Source organism: Streptosporangium amethystogenes (genome assembly GCF_000721075.1).
Classification (GTDB): Bacteria; Actinomycetota; Actinomycetes; order Streptosporangiales; family Streptosporangiaceae; genus Streptosporangium; species Streptosporangium amethystogenes.
Window position 1 is genome coordinate 224,479 of sequence record NZ_JOEQ01000003.1, and the last position, 12,719, is coordinate 237,197.

At 67.4% G+C, this 12,719-nt stretch carries 13 protein-coding genes; 6 read left to right on the top strand and 7 right to left on the bottom strand.

Annotated features, from left to right (window positions below):
• Positions 1 to 35: 35 nt before the first annotated feature.
• The 3 genes from IG98_RS0104285 to IG98_RS54180 all read right to left on the bottom strand — a co-directional run bounded on the left by IG98_RS0104285 (position 36) and on the right by IG98_RS54180 (position 2,842).
• The gene (locus tag IG98_RS0104285) at positions 36 to 1,646 is read right to left on the bottom strand and encodes an ABC-F family ATP-binding cassette domain-containing protein (protein WP_030905720.1); all 1,611 of its coding nucleotides are present in this window, start codon (positions 1,644 to 1,646) and stop codon (positions 36 to 38) included.
• A gap of 387 nt (positions 1,647 to 2,033) precedes the next feature.
• On the bottom strand, positions 2,034 to 2,639 hold the full coding sequence (locus tag IG98_RS0104290) for a hypothetical protein (RefSeq protein ID WP_030905723.1): 606 nt from the start codon (positions 2,637 to 2,639) through the stop codon (positions 2,034 to 2,036).
• 77 nt (positions 2,640 to 2,716) lie between these two features.
• A complete protein-coding gene (locus IG98_RS54180; protein ID WP_281178424.1) occupies positions 2,717 to 2,842 on the bottom strand; it encodes a hypothetical protein in 126 nt (41 codons plus the stop codon).
• A 315-nt stretch (positions 2,843 to 3,157) separates the two neighbouring features.
• Between IG98_RS54180 and IG98_RS0104295 the strand changes: the two genes are divergently transcribed.
• Complete coding sequence (locus IG98_RS0104295) at positions 3,158 to 3,745, top strand: RNA polymerase sigma factor (RefSeq protein WP_030905726.1); 588 nt, start codon at positions 3,158 to 3,160, stop codon at positions 3,743 to 3,745.
• A complete protein-coding gene (locus IG98_RS0104300; RefSeq protein ID WP_030905730.1) occupies positions 3,742 to 4,686 on the top strand; it encodes a CU044_5270 family protein in 945 nt (314 codons plus the stop codon). The genes IG98_RS0104295 and IG98_RS0104300 overlap by 4 nt, the downstream gene beginning before the upstream one ends.
• A 240-nt stretch (positions 4,687 to 4,926) precedes the next feature.
• Here the strand turns inward: IG98_RS0104300 and IG98_RS0104305 are convergent, their stop codons facing one another.
• Positions 4,927 to 5,208, bottom strand: a complete 282-nt coding sequence (locus IG98_RS0104305) for a PIN domain-containing protein (protein ID WP_030905734.1) — start codon at positions 5,206 to 5,208, stop codon at positions 4,927 to 4,929.
• Positions 5,196 to 6,302, bottom strand: a complete 1,107-nt coding sequence (locus tag IG98_RS0104310) for a hypothetical protein (protein WP_030905738.1) — start codon at positions 6,300 to 6,302, stop codon at positions 5,196 to 5,198. The genes IG98_RS0104305 and IG98_RS0104310 overlap by 13 nt, the downstream gene beginning before the upstream one ends.
• A 484-nt stretch (positions 6,303 to 6,786) precedes the next feature.
• Here IG98_RS0104310 and IG98_RS0104315 point away from each other — a divergent pair, with 484 nt between their 5' ends.
• Together IG98_RS0104315 and IG98_RS0104320 are read left to right on the top strand one after the other, a co-directional pair.
• A complete protein-coding gene (locus IG98_RS0104315; protein WP_051751514.1) occupies positions 6,787 to 8,619 on the top strand; it encodes an ABC transporter ATP-binding protein in 1,833 nt (610 codons plus the stop codon).
• Positions 8,619 to 10,457 carry an ABC transporter ATP-binding protein gene (locus IG98_RS0104320; protein ID WP_030905745.1) on the top strand — a complete coding sequence of 613 codons (1,839 nt, stop codon included), beginning with the start codon at positions 8,619 to 8,621 and terminating at the stop codon, positions 10,455 to 10,457. Before IG98_RS0104315 ends, IG98_RS0104320 begins: the two co-directional genes overlap by 1 nt.
• Here the strand turns inward: IG98_RS0104320 and IG98_RS0104325 are convergent.
• Together IG98_RS0104325 and IG98_RS0104330 are read right to left on the bottom strand one after the other, a co-directional pair.
• Complete coding sequence (locus tag IG98_RS0104325; RefSeq protein ID WP_030905748.1) at positions 10,400 to 10,714, bottom strand: hypothetical protein; 315 nt, start codon at positions 10,712 to 10,714, stop codon at positions 10,400 to 10,402. The two genes, IG98_RS0104320 and IG98_RS0104325, sit on opposite strands and share 58 nt — an antisense overlap.
• Before the next feature lie 29 nt (positions 10,715 to 10,743).
• Positions 10,744 to 11,193 (bottom strand): MarR family winged helix-turn-helix transcriptional regulator, encoded by a 450-nt coding sequence (locus IG98_RS0104330; protein WP_030905751.1) that lies wholly within the window; start codon positions 11,191 to 11,193, stop codon positions 10,744 to 10,746.
• A 70-nt stretch (positions 11,194 to 11,263) separates the two neighbouring features.
• Here IG98_RS0104330 and IG98_RS0104335 point away from each other — a divergent pair, with 70 nt between their 5' ends.
• Entirely contained in the window at positions 11,264 to 11,734 is a 471-nt protein-coding gene (locus tag IG98_RS0104335) for a MarR family winged helix-turn-helix transcriptional regulator (RefSeq protein WP_245651391.1), read from the top strand.
• 156 nt (positions 11,735 to 11,890) lie between these two features.
• A complete protein-coding gene (locus IG98_RS0104340) occupies positions 11,891 to 12,676 on the top strand; it encodes a tetratricopeptide repeat protein (RefSeq protein ID WP_030905757.1) in 786 nt (261 codons plus the stop codon).
• The last annotated feature ends 43 nt before the right edge of the window (positions 12,677 to 12,719 follow it).

A 12,719-nucleotide genomic window follows, 5' to 3' on the forward strand; every position in this document is an offset into this window, starting at 1 on the left:
TCCCACTCCGACGCGCCGGGGAACGACCCGAGTCTTTACCTCTGGCGGACCACCCTGGTCTCGTCCCACACCGGCTCGGATGATTCGTAGACCTTCCCATCGGCACCGAAGACCAGATACCGGTCGAAGTCATCGGCGAACCAACGGTCGTGGGTTACCGCGACCACGGTCCCGTCGAAGGCGTCCAGCCCCTCCTGGAGAGCCTCGGCGCTGGCCAGGTCGAGGTTGTCGGTCGGCTCGTCCAGCAGCAGCAGGGTGGTGCCGGACAGTTCGAGCAGCAGGATCTGCAGCCGGGCCTGCTGCCCGCCGGAGAGCGTCTCGAAGCGCTGTTCGGCGATGGTTCCGGCCAGTTCGTAGCGGGACAGCACCTTCATCGCCTCGTTCTTGAGCCGGGCGTGCTCGGTCATGACGATCTCGCAGGGCGTCCGGCCGATGAGCTCCGGGCGAGCGTGCGTCTGAGCGAAATGTCCGGGGACCACCCGGGCGCCGAGCCTGGCCACCCCGGTGTGCCTGACCTCCTCCCCGGCGATCAGGCGCAGGAAGTGCGACTTGCCCGAGCCGTTGGAGCCCAGCACCGCGACCCGCTCGCCGTACCAGATCTCCAGGTCGAACGGCTTCATCAGGCCGGTGAGCTCAAGCCCCTCGCAGATCACCGCCCGCTTGGCGGTCCGGCCGCCCTTCAGCCGCATGCTGATGAACTGCTCCTTGGGCGCCGCCTCCGGCGGCCCGGCCTCCTCGAACCTGCGCAGCCGGGTCTGGGCCGAGTGGTAGGCGGCGGCCATGGTGTCCATGTACTTGGCCTTCTGCTTGAGCATCAGGACCAGCCGCTTGATCTTGGCGTGCTCCTCGTCCCAGCGCTTCTTCAGCTCGTCGAGGCGCTCGTTGCGCTCCCTGCGCGCCTGGGCGTAGCCGCCGAACCCCCCGCCGTGCACCCAGATGTTGCCGGACTCGACGGTGATGATCCGGTCCGCCGCGTTGGCCAGCAGCTGCCGGTCGTGGCTGACCAGCAGCACGGTCTTCGGGGTCTCCCGGAGCGCCTGCTCCAGCCAGAGCTTGCCCGGCACGTCGAGGTAGTTGTCCGGCTCGTCGAGCAGCAGCGTCTGGTCGGGACCGCGCAGCAGCGCCTCCAGCACCAGCCGCTTCTGCTCACCGCCCGACAGCGTGTTGACCTCGCGGTACTTGCAGTCGTCGTACGACATGCCGAGCGCGGCCATCGCGCAGGTGTCCCAGAGCACCTCGATGTCGTAGCCGCCGGCGTCGCTGTAGTCGGTGATGGCCTGCGCGTAGCGCATCTGGGCCTTCTCGTCCTCGCGCTCCATCATCACGAGCTCGGCGGCCTCCAGCTTCGCCGCCGCCTCCCGCACCCGCTGGGGGGCGACACTGACCAGCAGGTCGTGCACGGACCGGCCGTCCCGGATGCTGCCGATGAACTGCCGCATGATCCCCAGGCCGCCGGAGCTGGCGACGCTTCCGTCGACAGGTTGCAGGTCACCCGCGATCAGCCGCATCAGCGTCGTCTTGCCCGCCCCGTTGGGCCCGACGAGCGCCGCCTTGACCCCCTCGCCGACCCGGAAGGACACGTCGTCCAGCAATGGCCGCCCGTCCGGCAGAACGTACGTCAGATGACCAACCTCTACGTGCCCCACGACGATTCCTCTCCAAAGGTCCTCGCGCAGGTTACCTGCGAACCGGCCTTCCGGACATTTCGATTTCCGCCGTCCCGGCGCCGTCCGCTCGCGCGGGGCCGGGCCTCACAGCCGATAGGGCACCGAGAACTCCCGGCGGGCCCTCGATCGCCTTAGCTTCTGGCGCCGCAGCCGGCTTCGGTGACCGAACAAGATCAGGGCTTCCACGCCCTGGAGCAGGTCGGCCTTCACTACGTCGTCGACCGCGTGACAGAGCTTGGCGTCCGTCCGATCGTCTCAGAGTCGACGCGGCGACACACGAGATCATGAGAGCTCACGATCGTCCGCGGGTCGCCTTCACCGTTTTCGCAGGCCAAAAACCCTCTCAATACTGAAGGTCGCTGTCATCTACCCTTGTGTGTCGATCGAAGGGAAATCGTAGGCTCGGCCAGGAGCGAGGAACCACCCCTCGTCTATGAAGCGGCCTGTCATGCGTCCCACGATGGTCAGAAAAGCGTGCGCCAGCCGTTCTTCGCCCTCGATTGGATAACCGTCCCGGGGAAGCCCTTGGGCATAGGGCTCGAGCAGCTGCGGAGGCAGCAATTCGCCCGATGGCATCCCTGGAATTTCTGCGACCACGTTTCCATCTCGGTAATAGTCGAGGTCGGAGAGGCCATCGATCTCCCGGTGCCAGCTGGCCATGAGCGTTCCTCGGTTTCCGGAGCTGAGCTGCCGCACTCCCGCGCCGGGGCCGCTGGTGCTGATCACTACAGACCAGCCAGGACTGTGGGGCCCGATCCAGAGGCCGTCTTTCACGGACCAGTCCGTCATCGTGGGCGCTTCCTCGATCAGGCGCACGTCACGCCTGGACTGCGGATCCAGGCGCAGGATTCCGGCGAGTTCGTCGAGGTCGTCCCGTTCCACCCAAAGTCCGAAGAAGGCTTCGTCGAACCCGTGCGCCGCCAGCGGTCCGTACTGATCATGTTCTGGCGATGCGGTTCGGGTGTCGGTCATCTCATCGTCTCCAGTCGCTCGGGGCTCACCCGTGTTCGGGCGCCGCCCAGGCGGCACCCGAACACGGCGTTCACAGATCAGTGCGGTCCTGGGATCAGTTGACTATCCAGACCCAGAACTTGTCGGGTGTAACGCGAAGGCAATGGCACACGTTTTCCGGTCTTGGCAGCTTTTGCTTTGGCGGTTTCCAGCACCTTGTCCACGCGTGCGGGCATGGTTTTACCTGTCGAGGAGCCGGTGCCGGGCGGCTGGGTCGCAGCAGTGGGGGACAGGTTATATGTCGGTTTCGCAGGCGAACATTCCGATTTCCAGCCGGTCCGGTTATCACGCCCATGGCGAGCAGGTCTCCCTGGCACTCGTGAGCTGATGGACTCTCCATGAGGCGCATCGCCACCAGGCCGGACGGGGGTCACTGCGCGGATTGCCGCCGCATTCGCAGGTGAGCATCCCGTCTTCCTCGGGCGAGAACCCGTTCCGGCCCTTCGGGAGACAGCAGGCATGGAATCAAGAGGTCCTAAATGACCGCACAGCCAGTGGAGACGGTCGAGATGGATGACGCCGAGCTGATCCGCCGCTCGCGTGATGATCCTGAGCAGTTCGCCGCGCTGTTCGACCGCTACGCCCACCAGATCCACCACTACGTCGCCCGGCGGCTGAGCACCCAGGCGGCCGACGACATCACGGCGGAGACGTTCCTGACGGCTTTCCGCCGTCGCGACTCCTACGACCTGGCCCGGCCGCTGGCCAGGCCCTGGTTGTACGGCATCGCGACCACCCTGGTCGCCAGGCACCGGCGCGACGAGGAGCGGTTCCTGCGGGCGCTGAGCCGTACGGGGGCGGACCCGCTGCCGGAACCGATGGCCGACACGGTGATCAGCCGCGTCGCCGCGCAGGAAGAGGAACGACGGATCGCGAAGGCGCTGGCGGGGCTGTCGCGCGGTGACCGTGACGTGCTGCTGCTGGTCGCGTGGGGTGACCTGTCCTACGAGGAGGTCGCGCAGGCGCTCGACGTCCCGGTGGGGACCGTGCGCTCCCGACTGCACCGCGCGCGCAAGAAGGCAAGGGCCGCCTTCGGCGGCGACCCGACCCGGGAGGAGAAGCAGTGAAAGAGATCCAGCGGTTCCGCGCGTCCGTTCCGACGATCACCCGCGAGGCGGAGGAGTCGGCCCGTGCCCGCCTCCTGCACGAGATCCACACCCCGCCCGCGCCCGCGCGGCGACGCCTGCCCCGGCTGGCCTGGAGGATCGCGCTCGCCGGTGCGTTCTCGGTGGTGGTCGGTGTCGGTGCGGTCCGGTTGCAGGCGCCCCCGACAACGCCCGTGGCCAGCGTCCAAGAACTCAGCGAACGCGCGGCCGAGGCGGCCGAAGCCCGCGGGGGGGTAAAGCCCTCGCCGGGCCAGTGGCTGTACGTGAGAGAGAAGCTGGCCGCACCCGGCGACGGGGTCGGCGTGAATCTCGACGAACGCACCACCGGTGAGATGTGGACCAGCGTGGACGGCAAGCAGATCGCCTGGTACCAGCCCAGCGGCGAACTGCTCGTTCAGGGCACCCATCCCGGAATCTCCGCGGCCGACCTGGCCGAGCCCCCCATCACCCCGCAGGAGTTGCTCAGCCGGATCGACAAGGTCACGGCGGAGTCCATGGCCAGGCAGTTCAACAGTGACGGCAGCCCACATGAGGAGTCCAGGGAGCAGCGGCTCTTCCAGGCGATCTACCAGCTCATGGGCGAGCAGGCACTCAGCCCGGAGGTGCGCGCCGCCCTGTTCCGCGCACTGCCCCTGATCGAGGGAGTGGCCGTGCGTCCGGATGCCATGGACGCCGACGGTCGGCAAGGGGTCGCCTTCAGCTACACCAACGACTGGGCACGCTACGAGCTCATCCTGAGCCCGGATGATTTCCGCTACCTGGGGACGTACGGGGTCACTGTCGCGGACCGCACGATCAGGTACACGGACTCGGACCCGGTCTTCCTACCGGCGGGCACCCCTCTCGTGCTCAGCGCTCAACTGAAGGCCCACCTGGTCGACAAGGCCGGGCAACGACCTTAGGACATCCTGGCCGATCGTCCCCCTTCCAGGGCAGGAAGGGGGTCATGTCCTGCATGTGGGCCGACCAACCTCTACGTGCCCCACGACGATTCCCTTCCTAGGTCCTCGCGCAGGGTACCCGCGAACCGCTCTGGTGGACATTTCGATTTCCGCCGTCACAGCGCCGCACGTTCACACCGGGCCGGATCCCGTGATCGACGAGGCGCCGACTTCACGATCCACCCTGGTGACCAGGGGAGCTCAGACCTCTCCCATGCCTCGGAGCAGTTCGGTCTTGACCACGCCCTCAACCGCGTGGCAGAGCTTGGCGTCCGTGGTGAGCAGAGGGATCCCCTGTTCGAGCGCCGGCTGGGCGAAGACGGCATCGTACATGCGCAGCGTCAGACGTACCGCCAGCCCGGCGGTCCGCTCCAGATGGTCGGCGCCGATCGGGTGGACCGTCACACCGAGATCGTCGATACGGGATCGCAGGCGTGCTTTGTGAGTGGGGATCGTCAGGTTCTCACCGTTCAGTTTCCACACGACCGATCGGGGATACGTGACAGGTCCACCACCGTGTAACGCTTTCCTCCACGTTCCTGCCAGAACAGGATCGGCTCGTCCGGACCCGACGCTCCCTGGGTGATCGCGCCGGCCGGGTCGGCGTCATCCTGCGTTCCCGGCTGTTCTTCCGCCCCGGCCCGTGCCGATCCGCCGGTACAGCGGTCGTACAGGACCGCGGACGCTTCCGGCCCCTCCGTAAGGATGTGCACCGGTCCGTCGTCGTACACGTACGGCAGGCCGAACAGACCGAACCTGTCCCCGATCAGCGGCCCTCCCGACGATGCGGCGACGGTGGTACGGCCCGAGCCGTCCTTTCGCTCCACCACCAGCGTCGTCAGCTCGTAGGGGCGAGGAGGAACCCTTCCCACGCACCATTCGACTCCGCAGCGTGCATCCCGCTCCTGCGGATCGGATGCGGCCATGGGCCCGGCCCCGGCGGGCTCCGGAACTTTCTGCGGCTTGTCCGTGGTGAGAGAGATCCGATAGGCGGCGTCTCCGTCGTACCAGACGGCATCGTCACCATCGATCATCAATTCGTCCTCGAACGGGACGTCATCATGACCGGTCAGCCAGGTCACCAGTCTCATCGACCCGCCCGAGCGCGGCATGGTCCACAGTTCCATGTGCCGCTTGCCGGCGTTCCAAGATTCGGAGCGGTAGACCTCGGCCGTCCAGGTGATCCGCGTCCGGCCCACGGCCACGCTCCTGACCTCGTAGCACATATCGCACTCACCCCATTTTGGCGCCGTGGCCAGGACGCGGTGCCTTCCCGTCCGGCGGTCGTACGCCACGAACCGAGCGAGCGCGAACGGGGTCATCATCAGCACCTCGTTCGCACTCAGCATGGCGACCGGCTGGACGCTGGGCCCTTTTCTGAGCCTCGTGGGCAGGGTGAACACCGCTTCTGGCCACACCGCGGCAACCGCGTCCAGCTCAGGCGGTTCCGGCAACGTGTCAGGTCGCGGCGGTGTCCGCGGGTCGGCGACGGTGATCGTGCAGGCGGAGGCCGAACCGGCCATGCTCGCAGAGATCAGCAGAATCGTCAGCAGCCGGAGAACCCGCGGACGCCTCATGATCCGTAAAACGGATGATCGACTGTCCTGGTTCCCCGGCTCGTTCCCGATTCCCAGAAGCTCCGGGTGCAGCGACCACGGTTCACGGAGGTCACAGCATGTATAACGAAATCTTCGCCGAGGCTCTCGCGTAGAGCCACAAGGCCTTTGAAATCGTCCTTGTTCACAGAGTCGGTGGCCTTGGCCTCCACACCGACGATCCGCCCGTTGTTCCGTTCGAGTACGAGGTCGTCCTCAGCGCTCTGGCCGACCCTCCGGTAACGGAGTCATATCCCGGTCTCCCTTCCCGTGCCATCGCTCCGTCGGCGGACGCCCAAACGGGGCGTCCAGGTGAGGCGGACCAGCGAACAGCCGACGGCCGGCGAGCTGTGGGCCGGGGAACGCGTGACGCGCCGAGGCGAAAACAATTCGGTGGGAAGTCGTCGGTGGCCGGTGATAGAAAACAGGTTCGACTTTCATTCTCGACCTGCTCGGGGGCGAGCCTGTGACCAGCAGTAGTTCGGAGTTCTCCGTCTCCGGTCGCCCGCACGATCGGCGGGGTCCGGTGCGCTGGTTCTGGTCCCATGTTCGCCGCCACCCGCTCCAGCTGACCGGATTCCTCGGCGCATCGCTGATCATGGTCGTGCTCAACGCCACGGTCCCCGGGCTCACCGGCGCGGCCTTCGACGCCGTGCTGGGCAAGGGCGGCGGCGGGGCGCGGGAACTGGGCCTGATCTCGCTGGGACTGCTGGCGATCGTGCTGGCCCGCGGTGCCTTCGACCTCATCGCACGCCTGGCCAGCGAGGTTCTGGCCAAGCGGCTGGAGCGGGACACCAGGGACGAGCTCTATGTCAGCCTGCTCGGCAAGAGCCAGACCTTCCACAACAGACAGCGGGTCGGCGACCTGATGGCGCGGGCGGCCAACGACATCCGGCAGCTCTCCATCATGATCTCTCCGGGCATCGACCTGATCGTCGACTCCAGCCTGACCGGCCTCGTGCCCCTGGTCTTCATCGCCGCGATCGACCCGCGGCTGCTGCTGGTGCCCGGCGTCTTCGCGGTCGTCTTCGTTCTCGCGCTCTGGCACTACATGAGGCAGCTCAACCCGGTGGCGACCCGCATGCGTGAGCAGTTCGGCGATCTCAACGCCGGGCTGAACGAGGCGGTCCGCGGCATCGAGGTCATCAAGGTGTCCGCGCAGGAAGACCAGGAGCGGCGACGGTTCCGGGCGCGCGCGCGACGCTACCGCGACTCCTTCGTCCGCAACGGCCTGGTCCAGGCCCGTTACCTGCCGACCCTGCTCTTCGCCTTCGCGATGGCCGGGTCGCTCTGGCACGGCCTCTACCTCCAGGCCGCGGGCGACATCACGATCGGCGAGCTGGTCGCCTTCATGAGCCTGATGAACATGATCGGTTTCCCGACCAACATGTCGATCTTCACCTTCTCACTGGTCCAGCTCGGCATCGTGTCCGCCCGCCGGATCCTGAGCATCATGAACACCGAGACCGAATTCGGGCGGCGCGCCGACGGCCACGCCGCACCGATCAGCGGGGCGATCCACTTCGAGAACGTGACGTTCGGCTACGGGGAGGACGATTCGGTGTTGCGCGGGGTGACGTTCACCGTGCAGCCGGGCGAGACCGTGGCGATCGTCGGCGAGACCGGCTCGGGTAAGAGCACCCTGACGAAGCTGGTCCCCCGGATCTACGACGTCACCGCCGGCCGGGTCCTGGTGGACGGCGTGGACGTGCGCGAGTGGGACCTCGACTCACTGCGCTCCCAGATCTCCACCATCGAGCAGGACATCGTGCTGTTCTCCAGGTCGGTGGCCGAGAACATCGCCTTCGGAGTTGGCCGGCAGGTGGAGCCGAGCGCCGTCGTGAAGGCGGCGGAGGAGGCCCAGGCCGCCGAATTCATCGGCGAGCTCGACGACGGCTACGACACGGTCATCGGTGAGCGCGGCATCACCCTTTCCGGCGGCCAGCGCCAGCGCCTGGCCATCGCACGGGCACTGCTGACGGATCCGGCGATCCTCGTGCTCGACGACTCGACGAGCGCGATCGACTCCGCCACGGAGGACAGGATCCAGCAGGCCGTCGACCGCGTTCTCGACGGGCGCACCACACTCCTGATCACCCACCGGCTCTCCCAGATCCGCTGGGCCGACAAGGTTCTGCTGCTCCGCCGAGGTGAGCTGGTCGACTACGGCACGCACGACGAGCTACTCGCCCGCAGTCGCCTCTACCGGCGGATCTTCGCCCACTACGACGAGGTCGACCTGGCAGGCACCACCGACCCGGGCGTGGTCCTCACGGACGAGCAGGGAGGGCAGGGCTGATGGGCTTCATCATGGACGGCCTCGACGCCGAGGACTACGACCGCACCTACAACGATCGTGATCTACTCCGCCGGATCCTGTCCTACTTCCGGCCGAAGCTGGGCGCGATGATCCTGGTCGCGATCATGACCGTGCTCTTCTCACTGACCCAGGCGGCCATGCCGTTGCTGGTCAGCTGGGGGGTGAGCGGGATCGAGGACGGCACGATCACCGACGTGGGCCGGCAGCTCACCGTCGGCCTGCTGCTCGCCGGGGTGCTCGGCTGGCTGTTCAACTTCGTCCGCCAGTGGTACAGCGCGAAGGTCACCGGAGATGTCGTGCTGCGCCTCCGCGAGGACGCGTTCGACGCCGTGCTCAAGCGTGACCTGTCGTTCTACGACGAGAACCCGTCAGGCAAGATCGTCAGTCGGGTCACCTCCGACACCGATGACTTCGCGACCGTCTCCACCCTGACGATGGATCTGATCAGCCAGGTGTTGATGGTTGGCTTCGTCACGGTCCTGCTCTTCCTGCGCAGCGTCGAGCTCGCCCTGCTAACCCTTCTCGTGGTGCCGGTCGTGGTGGGCATCGCGCTGCTGTTCCGGCGGGTCGCCCGCAGCAGCACCCGCAGGGCGCAACGCTCGCTGAGCCGGGTGAACGCCACCCTGCAGGAGACCATGGGCGGAATCACCGTCGCCAAGAACTTCCGCCAGGAGCAGCGGGTCTACGACGAGTTCCGGCCCATCAACGAGCAGAGCTACCAGGTGACGCTCAGGCAGGGTTTCGTCTTCTCCGGCATCTTCCCGGTGCTCTTTCTCGTCGCCGGGCTGGCCACGGTCGCGCTCGTCCAGCTGGGCGGTACCGCGGTGCTCGGCGACAGTCTGTCTGCCGGTGACTGGTATCTCTTCCTCCAGGGCGTCGCGCTCTTCTGGTTCCCGCTGACCTCCATCGCCGCGTTCTGGTCCCAGTTCCAGCAGGGCCTGTCCGCGTCAGAGCGGGTCTTCGCCCTGATCGACGCGCCACCCCGGGTCGTACAGACCGACCCCCAGCCGGTCGGCAGGCTGGCGGGCCGCATCGAGTTCCGCGACCTCCGGTTCGGTTACGAAGCCGACAGCACCGTCCTGCGGGACTTCAACCTCACCATCGAGGCGGGCGAGAGCGTCGCGCTGGTCGGTCACACCGGTGCGGGCAAGTCGACGCTCAGCAAGCTGATCACCCGGTTCTACGAGTTCCAGGACGGCCGGCTGAGCATCGACGATCGTGACATCCGCACGCTGGACCTGGCTGGGTACCGGCGGCAGATCGGCGCGGTTCCGCAGGTTCCGTTCCTGTTCAGCGGCACCGTCGCCGACAACATCAGATACCCGAGGCCGGAGGCGAGTGACGAGGAGGTGCTCGCCTCCGCCACGGCGGTCGGCGGCGGCGACTGGGTCGACGCCCTGCCCGACGGCCTGCGGACCGACGTCGGCGAGCACGGCCGCGCCCTGTCCATGGGCCAGCGCCAGCTCGTCGCGCTGGCCCGCCTGCTCATCCAGGATCCGGCGATCGTGGTCCTGGACGAGGCCACCGCCAGTGTCGATCCGCTGACCGAGGCCCAGATCCAGGAGGGCCTGGACCGGGTGCTGGCCGACCGCACCTCCATCGTCATCGCGCACCGGTTGTCCACGATCGAGCACGTCGATCGCATCATCGTGCTGGATCACGGCCGGATCGTCGAGGAGGGCGACCACAGCACGCTGCTGGCTCGCGGTGGTCACTACTGCCAGGTCTACAACACCTACTTCAGGCACCAGTCGCCCGACTACCGTCCCGGTTCCGGGTTCGTCTCCGTCACGGGCCCCGTCACCGGCTCTACGTGATCGAGGTTGCTCGAACCGGGGCCGGGGACGCACTGGAACAGCCGTCCGGTGTTGGACCGCACGACGAGCAGCGATCTATCGTCGGAGGTCTCGGCCTCGCTGTAGGCGGTGGCCGGCGAATATGTGAACGTCGACTCCGCGACGGTGAGCCCGATGATGCTCTGGATCACCCCGTCAAGCGGTCTGGCCGCCTCGGGGAGAGCTTCCTTGATCTTGCGTAGTCGCTCGCGCTCGATGGTCACCTCGTGCGGGGTCACGGAGGACGGGGCCGGCCAAGGGGAGAGGGTCAGCCTTCCCGGTGGCGTTGGCCCAACTCCGCGACGAAGGCCGTGAGCAGGCGGGCGAACTCCCGCCTTTCGTGCTCGGACCAGCCGCACATCGCCGCGTCGAAGACCTCACGGCGGAAGCGGTGGACCCGCTCGGCGTGCCCGGCGCCCAGTTCGGTGAGCTCCAGCGTGCTGCGGCGGCCGTCAGCCGGGTCGGCCACCCTGCGAAGCAACCCCGCCCCGACGGCCCTGGCCACCAGGCGGCTGGCGCGGGGCTGGTCGACGCCCATCCGACCGGCGACGGAGGTCACCGTCGCGGCCTCCGCCCCTTCTTCCACAGCATCGATCACCCCGAAGAGTGCGGGGTCGAGCTCGACGTCACCCGCGAGGCGCTGGAGGGCACGGCGGGTCTGGCTGCGCCGGATCGCCACCATCGCCCGCTCGACGGCGGCCACCTGAGGATCTTCCATGTCCCGATGATACATGCATTAATACATGTTATTGTCAAAATACATGCATCTGCCAAGAAAAGGCGGCACCGTGAACATCTCCGAGATCACCGGTCAGAGGCGTCCCATCGGCTACTGGATCAAGCACCTCCACGGCCTCGTCGAGGGCTCCCTCGACGGCCTCCTCGCCGGCCAGGGACTGACCCGCCGCCACTGGCAGGTGCTGAACGTCATCGCCACCGACTCCCCCACCCTCGCCGACCTCGACACCGTCCTCGCCCCCTTCCTCGACGACCGGCAGCCCTCCCTGCGCCCGTTGGCGGACGACCTGAGCGAGCGGGGCTGGCTGGAAGGAGAGGAGCGGCTGACCCTCACCACCGCCGGGATCCAGGCGCACGAGGAGTTGCGACGGCAGGTGAACGCCGACCGCGCCCGCCTCACCGAGGGGATCGGCGCCGAGGAGTACCTGGCCACGATCGACGTCCTGACGCGGATGTCGGCCAACCTGGCAGGCCCGATGGAACCCACAAAACCAACCGCTAATATCGGAAATATCGCCTAAATCGTATTAGGCAACACCTAAATATCTATTATTGCCACTCCAAAGGGAGGCAGAACGCCAATCTCAGCGAGATGGCAGAATTACTTATGTCACCTTAATACTGTCTATTTTCACCGTCCTTAGGCTCCATACGGAGTGATGGTGTGGCAATGAGTGATGAGCCGCGATGAGAGCGGCGGCCGGCTCCGGCGGCCGCCCGACATCTCCCACCGGACCGCTGCTCTCCCCGACGGGGCGGGACGGCGCGGGGAGATTCCCACCGCCGGAGGTGGGCGCACCAGTGACGGCCGACGCCTGGCCGAGCCGCCCGGGGAGACGGGCAGGACCGAGGAGGCGATCGCCGCCTACCGGCACGCCGCGGAAACCGGGAACACCGACGCCGGCTGGCGGCTGGTCGAGTTGTTCCAGCGGGTGGGCCGGACCGAGGAGGCGATCATCTGGCTGCGGACCCGCGCCGAGACCGGCGACATCGACGCCCTGTGGAAGGCGGTCGAGCTGCTCCAGGAGTCGGATCGGGCCGAGGAGGCGATCACCTGGCTGCGGACCCGCGCCGAGATCGGCGACACCCACGCCCTCGGGCGGCTCACCGTCCTGCTGTACCAGCTGGATCGGACCGAGGAGGCGATCACCTGGCTACGGACCCGCGCCGAGGCCGGCCACCCCGACGCCCTGGCGCATGCGGTCGACCTGATGTACGAGACCGGCCGCGCCCAGGAGGCGATCACCTGGCTACGGGCCCGGGCGGAGACCGGCGACGTGCACGCCCTGGTATGGGCGGTCCTGCTGCTGTGTGAGACCGGTCATGTGGATAGAGCGGTCCTTGTCCACCTGAGCGCCGCCGAACTGGGCCGCCCCGATGTTCTGGCCCAGGCGATCGGCCTGCTGAGACGGCTCGGCCACCCCGACGAGGCCGAACGACTCCGACGGTGCGGGATCACGTGACCCCGGTGTCGGCCCCCGCCGATCGGCTCGGGCGCTCGACTCC